The organism is Psychrilyobacter atlanticus DSM 19335, from assembly GCF_000426625.1.
Classification (GTDB): domain Bacteria; phylum Fusobacteriota; class Fusobacteriia; order Fusobacteriales; family Fusobacteriaceae; genus Psychrilyobacter; species Psychrilyobacter atlanticus.
Genome location: NZ_KE384547.1, coordinates 1,722,715 through 1,748,245, shown reverse-complemented (window position 1 = coordinate 1,748,245; position 25,531 = coordinate 1,722,715). Strand labels below are relative to the sequence as shown.

Genomic DNA, 25,531 nt, shown 5'->3' with positions numbered 1-25,531 from the left:
CGATGAAAAAAGCAAAGATAATAGAGTTTGAAAGTGATTTAACTAGTATGGAGTTATTCGAAGCTGTTAAAAAAGATGGGAACTACCCATTTTTTTTGGATAGCGGGATGGATAGTCAAAAATTAGGGAGATATTCATTTATAGGTGTAGATCCATTTTTAATGATAAAATCAGAAGGAAGTAAAATAAGGTTAGAGGAAGATGGAAAAATAGAAACAATAGATGGGAATCCTCTAGATATTTTACAGGAGAAATTAGATCTTTATAAAATCGAGAGGGAAGAGATTCCCTTTGTAGGTGGAGGAGTTGGTTATTTTTCCTATGAATTGGCCCACCTGATGGAAAAGCTGCCAAATACAGTGAATAAAGAAGTGGACATTCCTGAAATGGTAATGGGTTTTTATGATGGGATAGTAATAATAGATCATAGAGATGATAAAAAATATATAGGGGCAATAGGATTTAAAGAAAATATAGAGGAAATAATAAAAAAAATAGAAAATAGTATAAAAGAATATGAAAAAAATTTAAAAATAAAAGAAATAAAAAAACAGATTCTCAAGAATAGAGAGATAAGTTCTAACATGACAGAGGATTATTATCTGTCATCCATAAAAAAATTAAAGGACTATATCTATTCCGGGGATATCTATCAGGTTAACTTCACCCAGAGGTTCGAGTGTGATTTTGAAGGGGATTCCAATGAGTTATATAAAAATTTAAAATCGATAAACCCGGCTCCATTTGCTGCATATTTAAATTTTGGAGAGGGAGAAATAATTTCCAGCTCACCGGAAAGGTTTATAAAATTAACTGATGGGATCATAGAAACCAGACCTATGAAGGGAACGAGACCTCGTGGAAAGTCTGAAGCAGAAGATAAAAAGTTGAAGGAAGAGTTGGTAAACAGTGAAAAAGATAGGGCTGAACTCCTAATGATAGTAGACCTTATGAGAAATGATATCAGCAGAGTAGCTGAAACAGGAAGTGTAAAGGTAACAGAATTATTTCATCTAGAAGAGTATGCTACTGTATTACAGATGGTAGCCACAATACAGGGGAAATTAAAGGGTGAATTATCGGCAGTAGATATAATAAAATCAACATTCCCGGGAGGTTCTATCACAGGTGCTCCTAAGATAAGAGCCATGGAGATAATAGATGAACTAGAAACAACAACCAGAAATATATATACCGGGAGCATAGGATATCTGGGATTTGATGGGAATATGGATCTGAATATTGCTATTAGAACAATAGTGTTAAAGGATAAAAAGGCATATTTTCAAGTAGGAGGAGGGATCGTCTGGGATTCAGATCCCCATGAAGAATATGAAGAAAGCCTGGTAAAGGGCAGGGCATTGGTGAAGGCATTAAACATAACTTAGGAGTTGAGTATGATGAATTACATAATTTCAAATAATAAATTTATATCATCAGATGAATTTAAACTGGATATAGAAGATGGTTTGCTATATGGGTATGGAGTTTTTGAGACGATTTTATTGGAAAATAAAAAATTAATTTATTTGGAAGAACATTATAATCGATTGATTAAAGCGGTTAAAAGACTTAAGATAAATATGGATCTTAATTTTGAAAAATTAAGCCTGTATTTAAACCTTTATATCCAGAAAAACTCCTTAGAAAATTCTGTTTTGAGGGTAACGGTCCTCAAAAACGCTGACTCCTTTGATATACTGGTTACCCACAGGGAAAACAAATATAAGAGTTCAAAATATCGAGAGGGATTTAAGATGGAAATATCTGAATTCAAAAGGAATCCCAACTCTATCATATCTGGGATTAAATCAGTAAATTATCTAGAAAATATATATGCCCTTAGAGAAGCCAAAAACATTGGCAGTGATGAAGTATTGTTTTTAGATTGTAAAAATTATATATCTGAAGGGGCAACATCTAATATATTTTTTATTAAAGATGGGATGATCCATACGCCTACAAAGGAATGTGGTTTGTTAAAAGGGATAATCAGAGAAAAACTTATAGAGATTATAGATAAAAATAAACATTTAGAGTTGAAGCAGGGATTTTTTTCCTTAAAAAAACTATTAGATGCAGATGAAGTATTTTTGACTAATTCTATAATGGGGATTATGCCGGTATCAAAGATAGACCACACAACTTATGATTTAAAAAAATATCGTATAACAGATCTATTGGCAGAGGAACTTAGAAAATATTAGATTTGAAAGAAAAGACAGACCAAAGATGGGAAACTCTGAAAAAATAAGATACTAGGAGGCATAATATGAAAATATACAGAAAAATAACGGTATTAATAGGGATACTGCTTATAGCAATAGTTTCTGTTGCTAAAGTAGACACAGAAAAAAAGGAGCAGATGAATAGGGTATTATCGGATATATCTTTTTCACTGGAAACAACTCACTATAAGGATTTAGATATAGATGATCAATTTTCTAAAAATGTATTAAAAAATTATCTGGATACATTGGATTATAACCATCAATATTTTACCCAAGCTGAGGTCGATGAAATTTATAAAAAGTGGGGAAAACAATTAGATGATGACTTTTTAAACGGAAACTCCAGAGCAGCTTTTGAAATCTATGATATCTATAAAGAAGCTGTGGAAAGGGTAAATAAATATCAGACTAAATTATTAGAAAATCCTAAAAATTTAGATTTTACTTTGGATGAAAAATTAGTTTATGACAGGGAAGAAGAACCATATTTTGTAACAAAAGAAGAATATGAAAGCCACTGGAAGAAGATGTTGAAATCATCTATCTTATCTTTAGAGGATTACGAAGAACTGACGTATGAAAAAAGTATTGACAGGATGAAAAGTAGGATGGAGACAAGACAAAAATTATTGGAGAAAAAAACTACAGATGATATATATTCGTATTTTGTAAATGCTTTTTTAAAGGAGTATGATCCTCATACAACATATCTTTCGGCTAAGGAAATAGCGGACTTTAATATAAGTATGAAATTGCAGCTTTCAGGAATAGGAGCTGTACTTACTGGGGAAAAAGGGGTTATTAAGGTAGTAAAAATTATGCCTGACGGGCCGGCTGCAAAGGGGAAAGAACTTCAGCCTGAGGATAAAATAATAGCTGTAGCTACAGATGGAAAGGCTTTTGAAGATATAATGGATTGGCCCTTGGGAGATGCAGTAAACCTTATCAGAGGAAAAGAGGGGACAACTGTAAAGTTAAAAGTAATTCCGAGTGGCAGTAAAACGGCTAAAGAATATACTTTTGTAAGGGAAAATGTGAAATTAGAGGATAGGGGAGCCAGATATTTTATAAAGGAAGCTAAATCTAAGAACTCTAATTATAAAATAGGAGTAATCAATCTGCCTTCATTTTATATGGATTTTGATGCCTATAGTAAGGGAGATAAAGATTATAAGAGTACTACCAGGGATGTAAAAAAAATAATAGAAAAATTAAATAAGGAAAATATAGATGGGTTGATCATAGATCTTAGAAATAATGGAGGCGGATCTCTCAGCGAAGTGAATAATCTTATGGGATTATTTATACCTTACGGGCCTGTAGTTCAAGTAAAAGAAGGAGGTCGTGTAAGTTATTTAGGAGATAGCGACATGACAACTTATTTTGATAAACCAGTGATAGTAATGGTAAACAGACTCAGTGCATCTGCATCTGAAATTTTTGCAGCAGCAATGCAGGATTATGGACGTGGAATAATCGTAGGGACTCCTACTTTTGGGAAAGGAACAGTACAGACTATAAAACAATTAGATCTTGGAGAGCTAAAGTATACAAATGGTAAATTTTATCGTATAGACGGTGGCAGTACGCAGCATAAAGGGGTAACGCCGGATATCTTATTTCCGCCTACATACGACAGTGCGGAAATAGGAGAGAGTTCTCTAGATAACCCGCTTCCTTGGGATGAGGTAGAATCTCTGATAAATGGAGAAAATAGTAAAAATAACATTAAACTGAAAGAATATTTAACTAAGAAACATAATGAAAGGATAGCAAATAATCCTGACTTTATCTATAATGTCAAAAGATATGGTATTATAGAGGAGATAACAAAGGACAAAGAGGTATCTTTAAATAGAGCAGTCAGAAAGATGGAAACTAAGGAATTAGAAGATAAATGGCTCGCTATAACCAATGAGAAGATGAAGGGGAAAAATGAACCACAACTTAAGGATTATAAGGCCTTGGAAGATTATAATAAAGGTAGAGCTAAAAAAGATGAACTTGAACTATTGAAAAAAGACGGTGAGATTATAGAAACTGTTAAGATATTAGCAGATGAGTTAGCTATAGGAAGAAAAAAATAAAAATTAAAAGCCTGAGTTTTGTATGTCACAAAACTCAGGCTTTTAAAATGAAAAAATACCAATAAACTACTACAAAACTGTCATTAGAAAAAACTTAGAATGAAATTAAAAAAAACTTAGAATATTTTTTTGAGAACTATTGACTCCAATAAAATAGGGAAGTATACTTAATTTGTAAGATACAGATAAGGAGGGATTTTATGACAACAGTTACAGGGAAAAAAGAAGGGCATCCAAAGGGATTTTGGTTGATGTGTTTCACTATTTTATGGGAAAGATTTAGTTATTATGGAATGACAGCTATATTGGTCTTATTTTTTACAGCGAACTTAACTCAGGGCGGATTGGGGATGGACGTAAAAACTGCGACTTCTCTTTTTGGTTTTTTTACTGGATTTATCTACTTAACACCAATAATTGGAGGGTGGCTGGCAGATAATTACTTGGGGCAGCAAAAATGTATATTTATAGGGTGTGTGCTCATAGGAATAGGAGATTTTATATTATTTGGAAGTCAGAGTCAGACAGGACTATACGTAGCCTTGATAACTATAATAATAGGAAATGGTTTTTTTAAAGCCAGTGGAACCAATATTATAGGGAACTTATATCCCAAGGGGGATACTGCCAGGAAAGATGCAGCTTATAGTTTACAATATACGGCAGTAAATTTAGGAGCATTTTTAGCCCCTTTAATAATAGGTTTAGTTGCAGATAACTTATTTTCTGTAGTTGGAAGAGATGGGTCTATCATATTTTATGGATATAAAGTAGCTTTTGCATTTTGTGGTGGAGGAATATTGTTGGGTGCTTTTGTATTTAAGATGCTGGCTCCAGGATATCTAAAAGAAGTTGGAAGAGATCCTATAGCTCGCAGCCACAAAGGTAAAGATGGAAAGGTTATTAAGGAACCTTTAACAAAAAGTGAAAAAGATAAAGTGTGTGCTCTATTAATAATATGTGTTTTTGTAACTGTATTCTGGACTGCATTTAATCAATCTTATACCTCTTTTGCTCTTTACGCAAGGGATTTTGTAGACAGAGGTGTTGGAGGGTTCGATATACCTGTTCCTTGGTTTACATCACTTAATTCAATTTTGTGTGTGACAATAGCTCCTGTATTGGGGATTATTTGGATTAAATTATCCAAAACAAAAAGAGGCGACCTGTCTATTCCTGTAAAGATGTCTCTTGGGATGCTTCTTATGTCTTTAGGTTTTGGAATTATGGTACTTTCTGTATTATCAACTAATGGAACTTCGGATCCTAGTGTCAAAGCTGGATTGATATTTATAACAGGAACTTATTTTTTCAATACTGTAGGAGAGCTTTGTTTATCTCCAGTAGGAAATGCCATGGTAAATAGGCTGGCTCCGGCTAAATATGCTACTTTGTTTATGGGACTATGGTTTTTAACAAACTTCTTTGCCAGTATATTTTCTGGTATAATAGCAGGGTTTACTCAAAATTTTGGATTCTCTACAATATTTAGTGGAATAGGAATTCTATTACTTATAATGTCAGTTTCATTATTTAGTTTAAGAAAACCTCTTCTTCGATTGATGGGAGAAGGAGAAAGAGAAGCTGTGTTGAAAAAAGCATAAAAAAAGGTGTTTTCCCGCTGGGAAAACACCTTTTTTTAATTAATAAAATATACCGCTAGAAAGATATCTCTCTCCTGTATCCATAATAAGAGTTAAGATTTTTTTACCTTTATTTTCAGGACGTTTAGCTAGGTTTAATGCCGTAGCTAAATTTGCTCCAGAAGAAACTCCTCCTAAGACTCCCTCTTCCTTGGCTAACCTGTTAGTGATCTCCTGAGCCTCTTCATAAGAGATGGTAGCTATCTCGTCCATAACAGATGAATCAAATGTAGAAGGGATAAATCCGGCACTCATACCCATTCCCTGAATGTCATGGGGACCAGTAACTCCTGTAGAGATGAATGGAGCTCTCATAGGTTCCACAGCAACAGTGTAAATGTCTTTATTCTTTTCTTTTAAATATTTTGAGACCCCTGAAAAACTTCCGCCAGTTCCTGTTCCGCAGACAAAAATATCCAATTCATCTTTAAAAGTTTCCCAAATCTCAGTTCCTGTAGAACTGTAGTGTGCCATAGGATTAGCTGGGTTTGAAAATTGATCGGGAGCAAAACTATTTGGATGCTGTTTCATAAGATCATCGAGTTTGCATAAACAGCCTTTCATTCCTTGAGACCCGTCAGTTAAAACTAATTCAGCTCCATAGGCTTTTAAAAGCTGTCTTCTCTCTACACTTACACAGTCAGGCATTACAATGATCAACTTATATCCCTTCACAGCACAGACCATAGCCAGGCCGATTCCTGTATTCCCACTAGTTGATTCGATAATAGTATCACCTTTTTTTAATTGCCCATTTTTTTCGGCTACCTCTATCATATTTAAAGCTACTCTGTCCTTTACAGAACCAGCAGGGTTAAAAGATTCCAATTTGATATAGATATCTGCATGGGTATCGTTGATGTTATTTATTTTTAAAATTGGAGTTCTTCCAACAGTTTCTAAGATGTTATTTAATATTTTCATTTCTTATCACCTCTATTAGTTATTTGATACTTCTCTTATTAGTATAACATCTATATATAGAACATTAAAGCAACAAAAATAATTATTTTTTGTTCCATAAATATATTGAAAAACTTAATAAATAGGAGTAATATGTATTATAAACTGTTCTAATAAGATGAATTTTAAAAGAGTGGGGGGGAAAATGAAAAAAATAAGAGTTACTATCCCAAAGTATATGGGGGATATACTAAAATATGATGCTGTAGAATTTGGTGTAAGTAAAAATTACCTGTTAAATTATTTAGTTAAAAATTATAGCCTGTTAAAGGGGAAAAATATACCTGTATTTGAGGGAGAAAAGGAAATTGTTCAGTTTAATTTAAATAAGGAAAATGAAGACTTTTATACAGAGGTATATAATAGAAGTGAATTTGAAACAGAAGCTTCCCTTATAAGGACTTTAATATACGGGTATATATCCCAGTCGAAAGTTATAAGGGAAAGATTTATATTTGAAAAATTAATAGGGAAGATTGAAAGAGGGATAAAAGACAAAAAAAAGATAAAGATCAAATTTGAGACAGCCGAAAAAATTGTAAGTCCATATAATATTTTATATTCTAGTATGGAAGTGAGTAATTATTTATTTTGTTATTCAGAGGAAGATGAAATATACAGGAACTATAGATTATGTAACATTAAATATGTATATATATTGGATGAGAAGAGGTACCCAGGAGACAGAGAGTATTTGGGGAAGGTCAGGGGAGATTTTGACCCATTTTTATCCTATGGTATGCCGGTTGTGATAAGATTAAGTGATAAAGGCCAGGAAAAATACGATAGGATAAAAACCAACAGACCTAAATTAATAGAAAAGTTAGATGACAGGTGGGTAGTAGAAGGATCAGAGGAGAAGATAAAGAGATACTTTGCCTATTTTATGAGTGATGTAGAGATATTATTTCCTCTAAGCTTGAGGGAGTGGTTTTCTGCTGAAGCTAAAAAGATGGTAGAAATGTATGGCTAGTTAAAAAATAAGGTTAAAAAACATTTCCTTATTTAACCTAAATTATGGTTTGCAAAAAAGGTCTAAGGATTCCATCCTTAACTGGGTTCATTTCTTTTGGTGAGCAAAAGAAACGAACCAAAGAAAAGCTCACTATTTTTTAATGATGTTATTTTAAGTAAGTCAAAGGTCATGTCCGTCTTTTTATAGCTACAGTCCTCGTTACACTGCGGAACTTATTCTGTTTGACGACTGAGTAAAATATTTACTGAGAAGCCAGATAACATCTAAAAAAAGTTTTTTAAAAGCTCAAAAATGATTTCTTAGTGTTCTCTTTCTCTGATAAATTTTCAAAGTTCTATGCCCTTTGCGGTTATTTTGTGATGAAGAGTTAAATATCTTAATTAAAATAATAACTTGGATTAATTAAGGTATCAATATATAATCAAGAATATATTGTGAAATAATAAGAAAATGGAGGAAGAATATGGAAAATCAGATATTAGTTAGAATGTATTTAGGTGTTGTAGCAAAATCTAACGGGACATTAAATATTGGATTTCCTTATTTTTTCGATCCCTCATTTTACATTGAAGATTTTAATGGGAATATGGTTTTATATAAAGATAAGTTCGATGATCACAATCAAATATATATTGATATTAAAAATGGAGAGACAAAGAATATCAAAATTGAATGTTTATGTGAAGGAATAAGTGACGTTATAGAAATATTAACACCACTCTACATAGATGCTAAAATTGTTAAATTAGAAGTGAAAAATTATAAAAAAGGAAATAGTAGATCTTTATATTTTAGGGAAATAAAAAGAAAAATATGGGAAAATTTTGATATTCATGCATTTTTAAGAAATCCAGTAAATAATAAAAATCTTTATAAACTAGAAGTTCGTTATCGGAAAATTAGGTATAAAACAGGTTGTGACAGTGATTTAGTGTATGGTAAATTAAAAAAGGAAATTTTTAAAATATTTTAAAGAAGACTCTTAAAAATCAGTATTATTTATCTTTTTATAAAAGATTGATGATATAAAGTTTAGTCTTAATTATAGACATTATAAAAATTATGTAAATGGAATATGAAAATAAAATTTCTAAAAATAATCGACGACTTACTAACAAAATTTAACTTCGATTCGATTTTTTATAGTTTTATAGAATATGAAATAATAATTTTTATACAGTCTTGAATTTTTGGTTACTTTTATTTCAAGAAAAAAGTAACAAGAAGCTTTTTTAATGGTAAGATGAAATAAAATAGTGGTAATTATGCATTTATAAATTTGAAAGAATAAAATGGAGGAATAAGATGAAATTTGGTAAAAATATGACTGTAGAGATAGTAAATATAGAAAACGGAGTGAAATTGACAGTAGGAGGGGTAAAGAGCGGAATCTCTATTACTCCTACAGATTTTGGAATGGATCTTCACAGGAGAAAGATGGAGGGGGTTACTGTTGACCCCAGAGAAGAGATCGATGTGTTACAAGGAATAAAGGATGAGGTCACTACAGGAGAGAATATTATTTTTGAATATCTATATGGAGACAAACTTTCAGCTGTGGTTTTAGCCGGGACCATAGCTAAGAAACATATACCGTATGAATTACAAGCATTAGCTGCAGAGATAGGTGGGATAAGTACTGCCGAACAGAATAAAGATTATATAACTATTGCTATTCAAAAAATGTTAGGGACAAATGACTCCATAGGAGGAGTAGTAGAGTGTGTTCTGCCTTATAATTTAGACCTAAATCCTATTAAAGGTGAGTTTTCGTGGATTATCCACAGCCTTATGGAGGAGGTTAGTGCTATTGAGTTTGGAAATGGTATAAAGGACAGGCGGTCAAGTGCAAAGGATTATGAGCTGGGGAAGAATAAAATACAGGTAACCTTTGGACCTCATATGAAAAATATGAATAAAATACCATGTTTAGCAGGTGTAAGAGATGTAATAATAGATTCTGTTTTAGCAATAGTTCTGTTATAGTTTGAAAAATTCAGAAACGGGTCAACACATAAGGAAAATGAAAAACAATTATATATATAATAAATGTTTATCATTAAATAGAGGAGAAAATTAAAACAACTAAAATGTCGCAATGTGTTATTTTAGCAAACAAAATGAAATATATGTGGACAAACAAACGTTGCATTAGAAATGTATTAGAAAAATTAATTTTAATCAAATACCAACTATATACTAAGTGAATAATTAGTATATATTGGTATTTTTTTTTTGAATGTTTTCACATATTGTATTTTTTTTTGAAATTGATTAGAATAGTTTCATAAAGAAGTAATTAAAAAAACTAAAAACAATTTTTGGAGGTCAAAAATGAAAAATGGAAAGACTATAGTAATCGGAGTAATTGGATCGGACTGTCATGCAGTTGGAAATAAGATTATTGACCATGTATTAACACAACAAGGGTTCAATGTAATCAATGTAGGAGTTATTTCACCACAAGAAGATTTCATAAATGCAGCAGTAGAAACTGACGCAGATGCAATCATCATCTCTTCATTATATGGCCATGGAGAATTAGATTGTCAAGGATTTAAAGAAAAGTGTAATGAAGCAGGATTACAAGATGTTAAATTATACGTTGGTGGAAATATCGTAGTAGGAAAGCAAGTTTGGGAAGATGTAAATAAAAGATTCTTAGATATGGGATTCGATAGAGTATACAAACCAGGAACACCTATTGAAGTTACAGCTGAAGATATGAAAAAAGATTTAGGAATGATTAAGTAATAAAGAAATAAAAAATGATGCACTATAAAAATTAGGAGTGGTAGAAATGAATGCCTACTTATTGATTGACTTTGGAAGTACCTATACTAAATTAACAGCCGTTGATGTAGAGACTGAAGAGATATTGGCTACTGCTAAAGACATAACTACAATTGAAGATGACATAATGATCGGATTTGAAAAAGCATATCAAAAACTTAAATTATGTATAGAGAAAAAAAATGTAATATTTGAGGATATTAATTTTATAAAAAAAATAGCTTGTTCTTCGGCTGCTGGTGGATTGAAGATGTATGCAATAGGTCTTGTGCCTGAGCTTACAGCGGATGCTGCCAAAAAAGCTGCCCTAGGTGCAGGAGCTAGAGTTATGAAAACTTATTCTTATGAATTAAATCATAGTGAAATTGAAGAAATAAAAAATTCAGATGCCGATATATTATTGTTAGCAGGTGGAACAGATGGCGGAAATAAAAAATGTATCGTACATAATGCTAAATTGATAGCAGAAGTAAAGATAAAGATACCTGTATTATTAGCTGGAAACAAAAGTGCTAACGACGAAATTATAGAGATATTTGATGATGCAAATATAGATTATATAGTAACAGAAAATGTTATGCCAAAACTAAATAAGATAAATGAAAAACCAACAAGGGAAGCTATAAGAAAGATATTTATGACAAGGATAGTAGAAGCTAAAGGGATGAAAAATGCCGAAGACTTTATATCTGGAATACTTATGCCTACCCCAGCAGCTGTATTAAAAGCTGCAGAAGTACTTGCTCTTGGTAGTGATGATGAAGAAGGGTTAGGAAACTTAATGGTTGTAGATATCGGTGGTGCTACTACAGATATCCATTCATTGGCAGAGGGTGACCCTAGTAATGCAGGTGTAATTCCAAAAGGTTTAGAAGAACCTTTTGCTAAAAGAACTGTTGAAGGGGATCTCGGTATGAGATACTCTGCACTATCACTATTAGAAGCAGCAGGAACAAAAAAAATAAGAAAATATCTACATGATGATCATAAAGAGATTGATGTAAAAGCGCACTGTAATCACAGACATGAAAATATTATGATGGTTCCACAAACACCTGAAGAAATATTTTTCGATGAAGGGATGGCAGGAGCAGGAACTGAAATTGCAATGATAAGACACTGTGGATGGTTAGAAAGTGTATTTACTCCAATGGGAGTAATGTACTATCAACATGGAAAAGACCTTTTAGATGTCAAATATGTAATTGGAACAGGTGGAGTATTGGTACATAGTGAAAACCCTAGAAACATATTAAAAGCAGGGGAATTTAATAAAGAACAGCCTATACACCTACTACCTAGATCACCAAATTATTTAATTGACAGTACATATATATTGTCTGCTATGGGACTCCTTGCAGGAGAAAAACCGGATATGGCAGTAAGAATAATGAAAAAATATCTTGAGAGAGTTAATTAGGAGGATAATATTAATGAATATTAAAAATAAAAAGTGGACAGAGGAAGAATTTTTTAAAGTAAGAGAGGAAGTTTTAAAGCAATGGCCTACAGGTGAAGAGGTAGACCTAGCTGAAGGTGTTCAATACCTAAAGGAATTACCTGATCATAAAAACTTTGCTAAAAAATTATGGACAGCTAAGCAAGAGGGAAAAACATTAGCACAACCAAGAGCTGGAGTAGCATTATTAAACGAACATATAGAATTATTAAACTTCCTATCTAAAGAAGGTGGAGCAGATTTATTACCATCAACTATAGATTCATATACTAGATTAAACAGATACGAAGAGTGTGAAAGAGGAATTAAAGAGTCTGAAAAAGCAGGAAGATCATTATTAAATGGTTTCCCAGGTGTAAACTACGGAGTGAAAGGTTGTAAAAGAGTATTAGAATCAGTTGACAAGCCGCTACAAGTAAGACATGGAACTCCTGATGCAAGATTATTAGCTGAGATCACAATGTCTTCTGGATGGACTTCATATGAAGGTGGAGGAATTTCTTATAACTTACCATATGCTAAATCAGTATCTATGGAAAGAACAATAAGAGACTGGCAGTATATAGATAGATTAGTAGGATGGTATGAGGAGCAAGGAGTTTCTATCAATAGAGAACCTTACGGACCATTAACAGGAACATTAGTTCCAGTATCAATCTCAAATGCAGTACAATTAATAGAATGTTTATTAGCAGCAGAGCAAGGAGTTAAGAGTATCACTTTAGGATACGGACAATGTGGAAACTTAGTTCAAGACGTAGCAGCTATCAGAACATTACAAGAATTAGCTGAAGAATACTGTGAAAAATTAGGATATAAAGATATGCAATTAACTACAGTTTTCCATCAATGGATGGGAGGATTCCCAGAAGATGAATCTAAAGCTTATGGTGTAATCTCAAACGGAGCATGTGCAGCTAGATTATCTGGTGCAACAAAAGTAATCGTAAAGACTACTCATGAAGCTATCGGTATCCCTACAAAGGAAGCTAATGCCAACGCTATAAAAGCAACTAAGATGGTATTAAACTTATTAGATGGTCAAACATTACCTGATTCTGAAGAATTAGATAAAGAGATCAAGCAAATAAAAGCAGAGATCAAGTGTATCATGGATAAGGTATATGACCTTGGAAATGGAGATTTAGCTCTTGGTACAATCGAAGCAGTTAAACAAGGTGTAATTGATATTCCATTCGCACCAGCTAAGATAAACTTAGGAAAAATGTTACCAGCTAGAGACAACCAAGGTAGAATTAGATATTTAGAGTGCGGAAACCTTCCATTCACAGATGAGATCAAAGCATTTAATAAAGCTGAATTACAAAAAAGAGCTGATTTTGAAGGAAGAGAGATTGGATTCCAAATGACAGTAGATGATATATTTGCAGTAGGAAAAGGAAACTTAATCGGAAGACCTGAAAAAAATTAATAAAAAATAAATAGCTAACAAAATTTTTAATGAAAAGGTAGATTTATAGTCTGCCTTTTCTTGAAAAAAAGGGGAGAGTGAAAGTCACAAAAATACACATACATAGAATTAAAAGGGGGAAAAAATGCAAGTATTTCAAATGGACAATATAGCGACATTATTTATGGCCGTTATAGTATTATTAGTAGGTAGATTTGTAAGGAGTAAAGTTGGGGTATTGAGAAGATTCTTTATACCAGTACCAGTTATTGGGGGAGTTATTTTTGCAATATTAACTCTAATTGGTCACTATACGAATACCTTCGAATTTAGCTTTGACGGCACATTAAAAAGTTTATTTATGATAGCGTTCTTTACAACTATTGGATTCATGGCTAGTTTCAAACTGTTAGCTAAGGGTGGAGTACAAGTTGTAATATTCTTAGTAGCAGCAACAGCTTTAGTAATTCTTCAAGATATAGTTGGTATATCACTGGCTAAGGTCTTTGGATTACCGCCATTATTTGGTTTAGCAGCAGGATCGATACCGCTTACAGGTGGACATGGAACTTCAGGTGCGTTCGGGCCGTTATTAGAGCAGGCAGGAGCAGCAGGTGCAACAGCAGTTGCAATAGCATCGGCTACATATGGTTTAGTTGCAGGATGTCTAATTGGTGGACCAATTGGAAAAAGACTTATGAATAAGTTTAACTTGAAACTAAATGAGGAGTTACTGAAGGAAGAACATGCTGACATAACAGATGAAAATCAAATAGTAGATGTTACAGAACATACATTCTTCAATGCAGCTACAGTTATTATTATTTCTATGGGAATAGGATCAGTATTAGTAGGATGGTTAAAGACAGTGGGAATTACTTTACCTATCTATATCGGTCCAATGTTAGTAGCAGCAGTTATTAGAAATATATCGGATTCAATGAAGAAAGAATTAAATCATAAAGAGATCACTATTATTGGAAATACTTCATTATCATTATTCCTAGCTATGGCACTTATGTCTATGAGATTATGGGATTTAGCGGCTTTAGCAGTACCATTAGTAACTATATTATTAGTACAAACTGTATTAATGGGAGCATTTGCATACTTTATTACATTTAATGTAATGGGTAGAGACTATGACGCAGCAGTAATGGCTTGTGGTCATTGTGGATTTGGAATGGGTGCTACACCAAATGCAATAGCAAACATGGAATCATTTACAGCAGCAAACTATCCATCATTTAAAGCGTTTTTCGTAATACCGTTAGTAGGGGCATTATTTATTGACTTTGCCAATGCATCGATAATTACTTTCTTCATGAATATGTTTGGATAAACCTGTTAAAATTTTATTAAAAATAGTATAATTTTTATACAATAAAAATTATAATATTAGGAGATAGGATTTATGGTAGATAAAAGAGCAATAGGGATATTTGATTCTGGGGTAGGAGGACTGACTGTTTTAAAAGAGATAGAAAAGATCTTACCCCATGAAGATTTAATATATTTTGGAGATAATTTAAGAGCTCCTTATGGATCAAGAGATCCTGAAGAAATCTCAAATTTTTGTCTAAACATAGGTAAATTCTTAGAAAGTCTGGATATCAAACTTTTAGTGATAGCCTGTAATACAGCTACAGTAGTGTGTTTAAAGGAATTACAGGAAAAGATATCGGTTCCTACAATAGGAGTAATAGCCTATGGGACAAGAGAGGCACTGGAATTAACCAAAACAAATAAAATAGGCATTCTCTCTACACCGCTTACGGCAAAGGTAGATGCTTATAAAAATGAAGCCCAAAGGATAAACAAAGAGGTAAAAGTCTATCAGATTGGATGTGAACCACTTGTTCCAATGATAGAATCTGGATGGGAAGATACAGAAAAAAATCAAGCATTAATAAGATCTTATGTGGATCGCTTGCCCACAGAAATAGATGTTGTGGTATTTGGGTGTACCCACTACCCCATTATAGAGGAATACTTTATAAGGGAATTAAAGGGGAAAAAGATTGTAGATCCAGCCAAAGAAACAGCATTAGAGGTAGAGGAACTCCTAAAAAAGCTAAAACTCTTAAATAAAAGAGATTCAAAGGGGAAGGTTTCTTTTTACACCTCGGGCAACATCAACAAATTTCAAAAGATAGCAGAAAAAATATTGGGAAAACCGATAAAAAAAATCAAACAGGCATTAAACTAAATTAATCGAATATAAAAGGAGATGTATCACATGAAAATTATTGATATCATTTGTTCAGCAGGAAAGACAGGATTTTATTTTGACGACCAAAGAGCTATAAAGGCAGGAGCAGGTCATGACGGTTTTGATTACGTAGGAGAACCAGTTACTGAAGGATTTACAAGAATCAGACAAGCAGGAGAATCTATCTCTGTAATGTTTATCTTAGAAGACGGACAAGTAGCTCACGGAGATTGTGCAGCAGTACAATATTCTGGTGCAGGTGGAAGAGATCCATTATTCTTAGCATCTGATTTTATCCCAGTTATCAAAAACGAAATCGCTCCAAAATTAATTGGAAGAGATGTAAATGAATTCAGACCATTAGCTGAAGAAGTAGATACAATGGAATTAAATGGAAATAGATTACATACAGCTATTAGATACGGATTAAGTCAAGCTATCTTAGATGCCGCAGCAAAAGTAAACAAGATGACTATGGCAGAAATAATTAAAAAAGAATATGCAACTGACGTAACAATCAAAAGATTACCATTATTCACTCAATCTGGAGACGACAGAAAGAACAATGCAGACAAGATGATCATCAAAGGTGCAGACATCATGCCACATGCATTAATCAACCATGTTGAAACTAAATTAGGTAAAGACGGATCTATCTTAAGAGACTACGTAAAATGGTTAAGCGACAGAGTATTAAAATTAAGAGAATCTGAAGATTATATGCCTATATTCCACATTGATGTATATGGAACAATGGGAGTAGCATTTGATCAAGATATCACAAAGCAAGCTGATTTATTAGCTGAATTAGAAGAAGCTGCAAAGCCATTCCACTTAAGAATCGAAGGTCCTATGGACTTAGAAGAAAGAGAAGGAACTGTAGAAGCTTTATCTGCTTTAACTGCTGAATTAGACAGAAGAGGAATCAACGTAGAATTAGTTGCTGACGAATGGTGTAACACATTAGAGGATATTAAATTATTCGCTGATAGAAAAGCAGGACATGTAGTACAAATTAAAACTCCAGATTTAGGAGGAGTAAACAATATAGCAGAAGCAGTATTATACTGTAACGAAAAAGGAATCGGTTCTTATGTTGGTGGAACTTGTAACGAAACTAACAGATCAGCTGAAGTAACTACAAATATAGCAATGGCTTGTGGAGCATTACAAGTATTAGCTAAACCAGGAATGGGTGTAGACGAAGGTATCATGATCGTAGGAAACGAAATGAACAGAGTAGAAGCATTAGTTAATAGCAGAAAATAATTAAAAGTTTTAAGATTAAAGGTAGTTTTTAAAACTACCTTTTTCTTAGTTTTTAATAGATGGAATAAATTACAATTGGATATGAAAATAAAACTTGAAATCCCATTTCTTGGTGATAAAATTTCAGGTATTAAAATATAGAGGTGAAAATAATGAAAATATTAAAACCAGCTAAGGCAGGGACATTAGAATCAAATGATATCTCAATAATGTTGATGCCAGGGACTAATGGTATAGAGATAGAGTTAGAAAGTATTGTAGAAAAACAGTTTGGTACAGAGATAAGAACTTTAATAGAAAATAGTTTAAAGGAATTAGGAGTAGAAAATGCTATGATAAAAGCTATCGATAAGGGAGCTCTTGATTATACAATAAAGGCTAGAATTGAAACAGCAGTAACTAGGGCAGGTGAGATGTAATGTTAAGAAGAAGTATGCTATTTATGCCGGGAAATAACCCAGGAATGTTACAGACAGCTGAAGTTTTTGGATCAGATTCAGTTATATTAGATTTAGAGGATGCTGTATCATTAGGAGAAAAAGACGCAGCCAGAATCTTAATAAAGGGAGCATTGAAGACTTTTAATTATGGAACTACAGAAGTGGTAATAAGAATAAATCCATTCTCAACTCCGTATGCACTAGAAGATATAGATGTAATGGCTAGATTGAAGCCAAACGCTATCTTATTACCAAAAGCAACACCTGAAGATATGAAACAATTAGATGAGATGTTAACAAGAATAGAAAAGGAAGAGGGATTCGAAGAAGGAATTATCAGAATCCATGCATTGGTTGAAACTACATATGGTGTAGAAACTGTCTATGAGACAATCCAAATGAGTAATAGAGTAGACTCAGTTTGTTTAGGTGGAGAGGACCTGGCAGCTGACTTAGGAGTTGCAAGAACAAAAGATTCAGAAGAGTTATTTTATGCGAGAACAAAGGTAGTAAATGCTTGTAAGGCATTAAAAATAGATGCGATAGATACACCATTTACAGATACTAATGATGAAGCAGGGCTATTAGCTGATACAATTCATGCAAAAAAATTAGGATTTACAGGAAAACTATCTATAAACCCTAGACAAATAAATACAATACATAAGGTATATTCTCCTACAGCTGATGAGATTTCATGGGCTAACAGAGTTATGTATGCTAAAGATGAAGCAGAAAAAGAGGGATTAGGAGTATTTTCTTTGGATGGAAAGATGATAGATGCACCTATTATAAGTAGAGCTATGAATACATTGAATACAGCTAGGGTAATAGGATTAATAAAATAGACTCTTCCTTTCTATAGTTTCTCTTCGCAAAAGAAACTAAAGCTAAAATATTTAGCTATAGTTTTCCTTTATGAAGGGAAAACGACAACAGGAAAGAGTATAAAAAGGAGAATTAAATATGAAAAATATCTTAGGTAGAGAAGTACCTGATAACATAAAAGGTTATGGAGAAGTAAAACACTATGGTGGATACTTGGCATCTAAAGGAACAAAAACTAAGAGATCAATCAAGATGACAAACGTTTTACCTGGAGATGAAAAATTACACGATAATTTAGATACAGTACTGGATAAATTACCGTTAAAAGACGGGATGGTAGTTTCATTTCATCATCATTTAAGAAATGGAGACTTTGTCTTAAATATGGTAATGGAAAAGATAGCAGCGAGAGGTTATAAAGACATAACTATTGCAGCAAGTTCAATTTTCCCGTGTCATGGTGAATTAGTAGAATTAATAGAAAAAAAAGTAGTAACTAGTATATATGCTGCATATATCTCAGGACCAGTAGCAGAAGCTATATCAGCTGGGAAATTAGAAAACCCGGCAGTAATGCATACTCATGGTGGAAGAGCTAGAATAATGGAATCTGGAGACTTAAGTATCGATATAGCCTTTATAGCAGCTCCTACATCGGATGATTATGGAAACATAAATGGTGTAGACGGAAAATCAGCTTGTGGAGCGTTGGGATATGCATATACAGATGCAGAAACTGCTGATATCACAGTGGCTATCACAGATAACTTGGTAGAATATCCAAATACAACTATTGATATTCCTCAAACACTTATAGACTATGTAGTAGTGGTAGGTGCTATAGGAGATCCAAACGGAATCGTATCTGGAACTACTCAAATCACTAAAAATCCAATTGGATTAAAAATAGCAAATATGACTACAGAATTAATTAAAAACTCTGGATATTTTAAAGATGGGATGAGTTTCCAGACTGGAGCCGGAGGAGTATCTCTAGCAGTAGCGGCAGACATGAAAGCTGAGATGATTGAAAATAATATCAAAGGAAGTTTTGCTTCTGGAGGGATAACTGGTTATATCGTAGACATGTATAAAGAGGGGTTATTTAAATCACTATTTGATGTACAATGTTTTGATTTGGCAGCTATAAAATCAGCTAAGGAAAATGCAGGACATATGACTATGTCAGCATCTATGTATGCAAATGCAGATAACAAAGGTTCAGTAGTAAATAAATTAGACATAGTTATATTAGGAGCTACAGAGATAGATACAGACTTTAATGTAAATGTAACTACTACTTCTGATGGTACTATCATGGGTGGTTCTGGTGGACATGCAGATACATCAGCTGGAGCTAAATTAGCTATAATCGTAACACAATTAGCTAACTCTAGAATATCTGCTATAAAAGACAGGGTAACTGCTCTGACTACTCCAGGGGAGACTGTGGATGTAATAGTAACTGAAAGAGGGATAGCAATCAATCCTAAGAGAACAGAATTAATCGAAAGATTGAAGGAAACTAACTTACCGATTATGACTATCGATGAGTTAAAAAATATTGCTGAAACTATGACAGGTAAACCAAGAGAAGTTGAATTTACCGATGAGATAGTAGCAGTAATCGAGTACAGAGATGGAACTGTATTAGATGTAGTAAGAAAGGCAAAATAAGAGACCCTCTTCCTTTATATAGTCGATTTCACGAGTATTGAAATTAAGTATATTTAATACTTAATTTTAAATATGAACCTCGTAGGGAGAAACTGAGGTAGAGATAAGGGGAGTGGAAATAAAAAAAGATTAGGTTGTAGGTAGAGTGCTACGATCTGGTCTTTTTTTGTTGTAAAAAACCGGAGCTACTAAGATGATTTTAGCTCCGGTTTCTCTGATTTTCTTTCCCCCTTATTTTATTATCAATCACTTTCAAAATTATTATTTCTAATAATTCATAAAATTGGTATTAAAAAAAAGGAGTTTATCGCAATTAGCGATAAACTCCTAAACTTTTAATTTCCTTTTTTTATACTTTTAGGTTTTCTAGAAGGACCTTTTTTACCTCTTCTACTTGGTTTTTTTCTCCCTGTAGAAGTACCTTTAAAGTCATACTTTTTCTTATTTCTCTCTTCTCTAGCGGTCTGTAAGTCACCGAAAGAAGGCTTTGTATCTCTAAGGTGGTAAGGGTGATCCTTCTCCACATAGATAGTTCTGTCTATAGTTTTTTGGATAGTTCTAAGGAATCTTTTTTCTTCAACATCACAGAATGAGATCGAAATCCCTTCACTTCCTGCTCTACCTGTTCTACCAATTCTATGTACATATGTCTCAGGAATACTGGTAAGATCGTAGTTTATAACGTGAGATAGGTCATCGATATCTAAACCTCTAGAAGCTAAGTCTGTAGCTACTAAGATCTGAATATTTCCACTCTTTAGATCTCTGATAGTTCTCTGTCTAGCAGACTGAGATCTTTCTCCATGGATAACGTCTGATTTATATCCTGCTTCTAATAACATCTCATTGATATCGTTTGCTCTAAATTTTGTTCTAGCAAAGATGATAGCAGAACTTACCTTCTGTTTTTTTAAAACATGAAGTAGAAGTGCCGGCTTATCTCCCTTGTCTACTAAATATATACTTTGGTTAACAGTATCTACAGTAGAAGATGTAGGAGATACTGAGATATCTACCGGGTCAATCAATGCAGTTTTTACCAGGTCTTTTATCTCATCTGGCATGGTAGCAGAAAAAAGCATAGTCTGTCTTTCTTCTGGTAATTTTGAGATGATCTTACGAACTTCGTGGATCATACCCATATCTAGCATACGGTCTGCCTCATCGATTACTAATTGGTCTACTAACTCTAAGTTAAGGTAACCTTTTGAAATTAAATCAAGTAATCTACCAGGGGTAGCTACGATGATGTTTGGTCCTGTTTTAAGTTTGTGGATCTGCTTTATAGGTGAAACTCCTCCAAAAATTACAGCACTGGTAACTCTGGTATTTTTCCCATATGAATGTACACTTTCTTCTATTTGGAGTGCCAATTCTCTGGTAGGAGCTAAGATCAATGCTGTCAGATCTTTTGTCTTACCATCTAAAGCAATTTTCTGTAGTATTGGAAGGGCAAAGGCTGCTGTTTTACCTGTTCCCGTCTGGGAAGAGCCTATGATATCTCTACCATCCATAATAAGCGGGATAGCCTGCTCCTGTATAGGTGTAGCCTCTATATAGCCCCTTTTTTTAACGGCTTCTAATAATGGTTCAATTAAATTTAATTCATTAAATAACATGTTTTTTCTCCTTGATCTATAAAAATTTATTATTCAATATTTTATCATATATACCTTAATAAGACAAAATTAAATAAATAATAATAAACTGATGGCCATGACTCCCATACCGCTTATCAGTCCATAGATAGAGAGGTGATGCTCTCCGTATTTTTGTGCTGCCGGGAGAAGTTCATCCAAGGATATAAAGACCATGATACCTGCTATGCCGGCAAATATAATCCCAAAGACTGTATCGGATAGAAACGGCATCAGGATCAAATAACCTACCAAGGCTCCTACAGGTTCAGCCAGTCCGGAAAGAAAGGAATAAAAAAACGCTTTCTTTTTGTTTCCTGTGGCGAAATAGATAGGAACTGAAACGGCTATTCCCTCTGGTATATTATGGATAGCGATGGCAACTGCAATGGGAACTCCCAATGAAGGATCTTTTAATGCTGCTACAAAGGTAGCCAGTCCTTCAGGGAAATTATGTATCCCTATGGCAAGAGCAGAGAACATACCCATCCTCATCATGGCATGATTAAATTCATGATGTTCTCCTGTACTCTTATGGCCTTTTTCCATCTTTCCCAAGTCATCTTCTAATTCAGTAATTTCACTGATCTCCTCAATTTCCTTTAATTCGTGGGGGTTTTCAAAAGACGGAACCAATTTGTCGATAACGGCTATGAGAAATACTCCTCCAAAGAACGAAACTACAGTAACCCAGGTTCCTTTTACTACCCCTAAATCTGCGACTAAAAATATCTTGGCCTTGACGAAGATCTCTACAAAGGATACGTAGATCATTACTCCGGCCGAGAATCCAAGGGCTAAAGATAGGAATTTTTTATTCGTTTGTTTTGTAAAAAAAGCTAGTGCACTACCTATCCCTGTGGCTAATCCTGCGAACAAGGTGAGGCCAAAAGCGATGTAAAAATTTTCATGCATAAAAAAATCCCCTCCTAATTGATACTGTTATAGTAATACCAATTAGGAGGGGGAAATCCTCTTATTATATATATTTATTTATCCTTCAAATCCTTCATAGATCTCATCATCAAAAGAAAAATCTTCTAAGATCTCCTCTATAAATTCTTTGCAGTTTTCCAGCTTATATTTAGCCGGCAGGGGAGTAGAATCTAAAAATTTAAAATTCTCATTCTCTAAGATAGGTAAAAATGCAGCAATAAGGGGTCTGTCAAACTCACTGATATAAGTATGAGATCCAAATTGACCACTGTTTTTCATCTTATTGATCTCTCTGGCATACTTAGTATGGTTAGAACAGTCATGAATCAGTATATCCCAATTTTCTTTTACGGCAGTTTCCATAAATTTAAGAGTTACCTTTCTAGACCAAAGAGGTGAAAGGTATCCGTTTCTATATGTATAGAAGTTTTCTCCCATATAGTTATTCAAGTTGTCTGTTCCCAGGTGGAGTTCGGCACAGTTCATATAATCTAAACCGATAGAAAGGATCTCCTCCTTTTTAGCCATGAAATCCTCATAGAATTTAGGAGTCATAGGAGTTTCTATCCCTACCCATTTAAAATACTTACGGGCAGTTCTCATAGCTTCTATAACCTGATCACTGGTATCAGAGGCATTCAGGTTAAATCTGATCTCGTCCAGTCCAGCTTCAGCTAATTTTTTTAGATTATCGTCTGTACAAAGGGTACCATTGGTATACATATGCTGGTGAACACCTGCATCAGAGAATTTTTTTACGACACTATAGTATTTTTCTATCTCCATAAATGGTTCTAGGTATACATAGGCAATTCCAGATGGTTTCTTCTGAATAGATAACAATAAATCGATATCTTCAGGTTCATATAGTTCTTCTCCAATATCCCACATATCCTGAGGGATAGGATCTACTGAATCCAGTGAATCGTGGTAGTAACAGAACTCACATGTAAGGTTACAGGTATGGGTTTTTCTGATTCCTCCAAGTCCGTCACCGAATAGGCAAGAAATACATCCTGGAGGGAATTTCTCCTTCTTCCCTACATAGTATGTACGTCCTCTCATATCTTTTAATCCATCTATCTTACTTTGGATCTCAGCTATCTCATTCATGTATGATCTCTCGATCTGTCTTTGGGTAGATCTGATTATATCCTCATACTCCTCAAAAACTTCCTTTGCATCTACAGGAATGTCTGCTAAATATTCAAACCATTCCAATGCTTCTTGCTTACTTATTTTCATCTTTACCTCCAATGTGTTGATGCTGTTTTATTTTTATATTTCATAAACACAATTCTTAAATATTATAATTTTATTTTTACTCTTAATTATATCATAAAATGAAAGATATTGTTTACTAAAGAACTTGTTTTATCTCCTAAATTTGATTTTGAAAGATAAATTCAGGCCATGGTTTGGGGAGTTAATGGAGGATTAAGAGATCTAGTGATAGCTGAAAATTTAAGTATTTTTTAATTATTATTTTGAAATTGATTTTAAGAGGGGTATACTCGTAAGTGAAGAAGTAGGTAACCCTCTTCCCTTTTTATAGGTCTCTCCCTCGCTAGGGGAAACCTAAAGTAGAGGATTGGAGTTTTGAATACTGTTATGCTTGATTGTAGAAGTAAGAAGAAATAAAAAAATATGATAAAGGAGTTATAAAAATGAGAAAATTTGAAACTTTTGATAATAAAGCAGTGATTAATAATTTTCAGGAGAGTTGTAATGAAAATATTTTTAGTAAAAAAATATATGGAAATGAAATTGTTTGGACTTATCTTACAGGTCTTTTAGCAAAAGAAAATAATGAAATTTATAAATTGGTTTCAGGGTTTAAAATCAATAATAATCATAGTATATTTTTTGAAGGACAACCAATGACACCTTATAAAAAAAAAGAAGGGAATTCATATATAGATATGGCTCTAGGCTCAATTAATATAAGAGAAAAAACTAAATCAGGATTAGAATATTTTAGTGAGTTTGGAAATCGAATTTGCTTTGTTGAAGCCAAATATTTTTCTGATTTAAGTGGTATGACAGAGCATTCATGTACGAGAAATCAAATGGATAGAGTAATTGAAAATTTACTATGTATGCAAGAAAATAATAAATTTCCTAATGAAGTTGTTTTTACTTTGTTGACACCTAGAAAATTTAAAAAAAATTATGGATCAAGAATGTATTCGTATAAATATTATGAATATGAAGAAAAATTAGATAAAGAGAAGGGTACTTTAGCAAAAAAAATTGAATTAAGTTTAGAAAATAAAAGGGAAGAATATACTAAAGAAAAAGGCTTTATAGAGGAAAGGTTGAAAAAATTAAAATTAAATTGGGTAACATTTGAAGATATATTTGAAGAATTTCTTAAAGATGAACTACTTGACTTATCTAAAATTGATATTACTGATAAATCAAGTGCATATTCAGTATGGGTGAAATTAAATGAAAAAATAAGGAGAAAACTATGAATATCAGAGAAATAAAAGAAAAAGATGCGGAATTATTTTCAAATTTATTGCTGGAATTAGATAATGAAACCAAATTCATGATGCTGGAGCCGGGAGAAAGAAAAAATGATCCTGAGGTAACAAAATCAATAATTAAAAGGAAACTTGAAGATTCCTTTATGTATGTTGCAGAGGAGGAGGATAAATTAGTCGGATTTTTAACTGGTCAAAGGGGAAGTGCCAACAGGATAAAACATACTGCCTATATAGTTATTGGGATCCTAGGTGGTCATCATAGAAAAGGAATAGGGAGGAAACTTTTTGAGGAACTGGAAAAGTGGTCTGGAAAAAACAACATCAAAAGACTTGAATTGACTGTAATGACCCACAATGAAAAAGCGGTTAACTTGTATAAGAAGATGGGATTTAAAATAGAGGGACTCAAGGAACACAGTATCTTAATGGATGGGAAATTTATAGATGAATATTATATGGGAAAAATACTATAAATAA

At 33.2% G+C, this 25,531-nt stretch carries 22 protein-coding genes; 18 read left to right on the top strand and 4 right to left on the bottom strand.

What is annotated here, in order from left to right:
* Nucleotides 1–2: 2 nt before the first annotated feature.
* The 4 genes from pabB to K337_RS0108875 all read left to right on the top strand — a co-directional run bounded on the left by pabB (nucleotide 3) and on the right by K337_RS0108875 (nucleotide 5,922).
* The gene (gene pabB, locus K337_RS0108890) at nucleotides 3–1,388 is read left to right on the top strand and encodes an aminodeoxychorismate synthase component I (RefSeq protein WP_037029290.1); all 1,386 of its coding nucleotides are present in this window, start codon (nucleotides 3–5) and stop codon (nucleotides 1,386–1,388) included.
* 9 nt (nucleotides 1,389–1,397) lie between these two features.
* The gene (locus K337_RS0108885) at nucleotides 1,398–2,207 is read left to right on the top strand and encodes an aminotransferase class IV (RefSeq protein ID WP_084140832.1); all 810 of its coding nucleotides are present in this window, start codon (nucleotides 1,398–1,400) and stop codon (nucleotides 2,205–2,207) included.
* A 65-nt stretch (nucleotides 2,208–2,272) separates the two neighbouring features.
* Nucleotides 2,273–4,318 carry a carboxy terminal-processing peptidase gene (locus K337_RS0108880; RefSeq protein ID WP_037029288.1) on the top strand — a complete coding sequence of 682 codons (2,046 nt, stop codon included), beginning with the start codon at nucleotides 2,273–2,275 and terminating at the stop codon, nucleotides 4,316–4,318.
* 200 nt (nucleotides 4,319–4,518) lie between these two features.
* Nucleotides 4,519–5,922, top strand: a complete 1,404-nt coding sequence (locus tag K337_RS0108875) for a peptide MFS transporter (protein ID WP_037029286.1) — start codon at nucleotides 4,519–4,521, stop codon at nucleotides 5,920–5,922.
* A 39-nt stretch (nucleotides 5,923–5,961) separates the two neighbouring features.
* On the opposite strand, the gene cysK is transcribed toward K337_RS0108875, so the two are convergent.
* On the bottom strand, nucleotides 5,962–6,885 hold the full coding sequence (gene cysK / locus K337_RS0108870) for a cysteine synthase A (protein ID WP_028856287.1): 924 nt from the start codon (nucleotides 6,883–6,885) through the stop codon (nucleotides 5,962–5,964).
* Between the two features lie 184 nt (nucleotides 6,886–7,069).
* Between cysK and K337_RS0108865 the strand changes: the two genes are divergently transcribed.
* The 12 genes from K337_RS0108865 to citF all read left to right on the top strand — a co-directional run bounded on the left by K337_RS0108865 (nucleotide 7,070) and on the right by citF (nucleotide 19,989).
* Nucleotides 7,070–7,897 carry a WYL domain-containing protein gene (locus tag K337_RS0108865; RefSeq protein WP_028856286.1) on the top strand — a complete coding sequence of 276 codons (828 nt, stop codon included), beginning with the start codon at nucleotides 7,070–7,072 and terminating at the stop codon, nucleotides 7,895–7,897.
* Nucleotides 7,898–8,363: 466 nt separating this feature from the next.
* Entirely contained in the window at nucleotides 8,364–8,873 is a 510-nt protein-coding gene (locus K337_RS0108860) for a hypothetical protein (protein ID WP_028856285.1), read from the top strand.
* Nucleotides 8,874–9,205: 332 nt separating this feature from the next.
* Nucleotides 9,206–9,886, top strand: a complete 681-nt coding sequence (locus K337_RS0108855; protein ID WP_028856284.1) for a hypothetical protein — start codon at nucleotides 9,206–9,208, stop codon at nucleotides 9,884–9,886.
* Between the two features lie 348 nt (nucleotides 9,887–10,234).
* Nucleotides 10,235–10,654 (top strand): methylaspartate mutase subunit S, encoded by a 420-nt coding sequence (gene glmS / locus K337_RS0108850; protein ID WP_028856283.1) that lies wholly within the window; start codon nucleotides 10,235–10,237, stop codon nucleotides 10,652–10,654.
* A 46-nt stretch (nucleotides 10,655–10,700) separates the two neighbouring features.
* Nucleotides 10,701–12,113, top strand: a complete 1,413-nt coding sequence (gene glmL, locus K337_RS0108845) for a methylaspartate mutase accessory protein GlmL (protein WP_028856282.1) — start codon at nucleotides 10,701–10,703, stop codon at nucleotides 12,111–12,113.
* A gap of 13 nt (nucleotides 12,114–12,126) precedes the next feature.
* On the top strand, nucleotides 12,127–13,584 hold the full coding sequence (locus K337_RS0108840; RefSeq protein WP_028856281.1) for a methylaspartate mutase subunit E: 1,458 nt from the start codon (nucleotides 12,127–12,129) through the stop codon (nucleotides 13,582–13,584).
* A gap of 124 nt (nucleotides 13,585–13,708) precedes the next feature.
* Nucleotides 13,709–14,905, top strand: coding sequence for a sodium/glutamate symporter (gene gltS, locus K337_RS0108835; RefSeq protein WP_028856280.1), 1,197 nt, complete (start codon nucleotides 13,709–13,711; stop codon nucleotides 14,903–14,905).
* A 72-nt stretch (nucleotides 14,906–14,977) separates the two neighbouring features.
* Nucleotides 14,978–15,772, top strand: a complete 795-nt coding sequence (gene murI / locus K337_RS0108830) for a glutamate racemase (RefSeq protein WP_028856279.1) — start codon at nucleotides 14,978–14,980, stop codon at nucleotides 15,770–15,772.
* Between the two features lie 30 nt (nucleotides 15,773–15,802).
* Nucleotides 15,803–17,044, top strand: coding sequence for a methylaspartate ammonia-lyase (locus tag K337_RS0108825; RefSeq protein WP_028856278.1), 1,242 nt, complete (start codon nucleotides 15,803–15,805; stop codon nucleotides 17,042–17,044).
* Between the two features lie 152 nt (nucleotides 17,045–17,196).
* A complete protein-coding gene (gene citD / locus K337_RS0108820) occupies nucleotides 17,197–17,463 on the top strand; it encodes a citrate lyase acyl carrier protein (RefSeq protein ID WP_028856277.1) in 267 nt (88 codons plus the stop codon).
* Nucleotides 17,463–18,332, top strand: a complete 870-nt coding sequence (locus tag K337_RS0108815) for an HpcH/HpaI aldolase/citrate lyase family protein (protein WP_028856276.1) — start codon at nucleotides 17,463–17,465, stop codon at nucleotides 18,330–18,332. The genes citD and K337_RS0108815 overlap by 1 nt, the downstream gene beginning before the upstream one ends.
* Nucleotides 18,333–18,450: 118 nt before the next feature.
* Complete coding sequence (citF, locus tag K337_RS0108810) at nucleotides 18,451–19,989, top strand: citrate lyase subunit alpha (RefSeq protein WP_028856275.1); 1,539 nt, start codon at nucleotides 18,451–18,453, stop codon at nucleotides 19,987–19,989.
* Between the two features lie 335 nt (nucleotides 19,990–20,324).
* On the opposite strand, the gene K337_RS0108805 is transcribed toward citF, so the two are convergent.
* The 3 genes from K337_RS0108805 to K337_RS18110 all read right to left on the bottom strand — a co-directional run bounded on the left by K337_RS0108805 (nucleotide 20,325) and on the right by K337_RS18110 (nucleotide 23,807).
* Nucleotides 20,325–21,608, bottom strand: a complete 1,284-nt coding sequence (locus K337_RS0108805; protein ID WP_028856274.1) for a DEAD/DEAH box helicase — start codon at nucleotides 21,606–21,608, stop codon at nucleotides 20,325–20,327.
* Nucleotides 21,609–21,677: 69 nt separating this feature from the next.
* Nucleotides 21,678–22,541 (bottom strand): zinc transporter ZupT, encoded by an 864-nt coding sequence (zupT, locus tag K337_RS0108800; RefSeq protein ID WP_028856273.1) that lies wholly within the window; start codon nucleotides 22,539–22,541, stop codon nucleotides 21,678–21,680.
* A gap of 78 nt (nucleotides 22,542–22,619) precedes the next feature.
* Nucleotides 22,620–23,807, bottom strand: a complete 1,188-nt coding sequence (locus K337_RS18110; RefSeq protein WP_037029283.1) for a radical SAM protein — start codon at nucleotides 23,805–23,807, stop codon at nucleotides 22,620–22,622.
* Nucleotides 23,808–24,229: 422 nt separating this feature from the next.
* Between K337_RS18110 and K337_RS0108790 the strand changes: the two genes are divergently transcribed.
* Both K337_RS0108790 and K337_RS0108785 read left to right on the top strand, forming a co-directional pair.
* Nucleotides 24,230–25,039, top strand: a complete 810-nt coding sequence (locus K337_RS0108790; RefSeq protein WP_028856272.1) for a hypothetical protein — start codon at nucleotides 24,230–24,232, stop codon at nucleotides 25,037–25,039.
* Nucleotides 25,036–25,527, top strand: coding sequence for a GNAT family N-acetyltransferase (locus K337_RS0108785; protein WP_028856271.1), 492 nt, complete (start codon nucleotides 25,036–25,038; stop codon nucleotides 25,525–25,527). The genes K337_RS0108790 and K337_RS0108785 overlap by 4 nt, the downstream gene beginning before the upstream one ends.
* The last annotated feature ends 4 nt before the right edge of the window (nucleotides 25,528–25,531 follow it).

Excerpts from the sequence above, each read along its gene's own strand:
- pabB (WP_037029290.1), top strand. The coding sequence starts at position 3 with ATGAAAAAAGCAAAGATAATAGAGTTTGAAAGTGATTTAACTAGTATG.
- K337_RS0108885 (WP_084140832.1), top strand. The coding sequence starts at position 1,398 with ATGATGAATTACATAATTTCAAATAATAAATTTATATCATCAGATGAA.
- K337_RS0108880 (WP_037029288.1), top strand. The coding sequence starts at position 2,273 with ATGAAAATATACAGAAAAATAACGGTATTAATAGGGATACTGCTTATA.
- K337_RS0108875 (WP_037029286.1), top strand. The coding sequence starts at position 4,519 with ATGACAACAGTTACAGGGAAAAAAGAAGGGCATCCAAAGGGATTTTGG.
- cysK (WP_028856287.1), bottom strand. The coding sequence starts at position 6,885 with ATGAAAATATTAAATAACATCTTAGAAACTGTTGGAAGAACTCCAATT.
- K337_RS0108865 (WP_028856286.1), top strand. The coding sequence starts at position 7,070 with ATGAAAAAAATAAGAGTTACTATCCCAAAGTATATGGGGGATATACTA.
- K337_RS0108860 (WP_028856285.1), top strand. The coding sequence starts at position 8,364 with ATGGAAAATCAGATATTAGTTAGAATGTATTTAGGTGTTGTAGCAAAA.
- K337_RS0108855 (WP_028856284.1), top strand. The coding sequence starts at position 9,206 with ATGAAATTTGGTAAAAATATGACTGTAGAGATAGTAAATATAGAAAAC.
- glmS (WP_028856283.1), top strand. The coding sequence starts at position 10,235 with ATGAAAAATGGAAAGACTATAGTAATCGGAGTAATTGGATCGGACTGT.
- glmL (WP_028856282.1), top strand. The coding sequence starts at position 10,701 with ATGAATGCCTACTTATTGATTGACTTTGGAAGTACCTATACTAAATTA.
- K337_RS0108840 (WP_028856281.1), top strand. The coding sequence starts at position 12,127 with ATGAATATTAAAAATAAAAAGTGGACAGAGGAAGAATTTTTTAAAGTA.
- gltS (WP_028856280.1), top strand. The coding sequence starts at position 13,709 with ATGCAAGTATTTCAAATGGACAATATAGCGACATTATTTATGGCCGTT.
- murI (WP_028856279.1), top strand. The coding sequence starts at position 14,978 with ATGGTAGATAAAAGAGCAATAGGGATATTTGATTCTGGGGTAGGAGGA.
- K337_RS0108825 (WP_028856278.1), top strand. The coding sequence starts at position 15,803 with ATGAAAATTATTGATATCATTTGTTCAGCAGGAAAGACAGGATTTTAT.
- citD (WP_028856277.1), top strand. The coding sequence starts at position 17,197 with ATGAAAATATTAAAACCAGCTAAGGCAGGGACATTAGAATCAAATGAT.
- K337_RS0108815 (WP_028856276.1), top strand. The coding sequence starts at position 17,463 with ATGTTAAGAAGAAGTATGCTATTTATGCCGGGAAATAACCCAGGAATG.
- citF (WP_028856275.1), top strand. The coding sequence starts at position 18,451 with ATGAAAAATATCTTAGGTAGAGAAGTACCTGATAACATAAAAGGTTAT.
- K337_RS0108805 (WP_028856274.1), bottom strand. The coding sequence starts at position 21,608 with ATGTTATTTAATGAATTAAATTTAATTGAACCATTATTAGAAGCCGTT.
- zupT (WP_028856273.1), bottom strand. The coding sequence starts at position 22,541 with ATGCATGAAAATTTTTACATCGCTTTTGGCCTCACCTTGTTCGCAGGA.
- K337_RS18110 (WP_037029283.1), bottom strand. The coding sequence starts at position 23,807 with ATGAAAATAAGTAAGCAAGAAGCATTGGAATGGTTTGAATATTTAGCA.
- K337_RS0108790 (WP_028856272.1), top strand. The coding sequence starts at position 24,230 with ATGAGAAAATTTGAAACTTTTGATAATAAAGCAGTGATTAATAATTTT.
- K337_RS0108785 (WP_028856271.1), top strand. The coding sequence starts at position 25,036 with ATGAATATCAGAGAAATAAAAGAAAAAGATGCGGAATTATTTTCAAAT.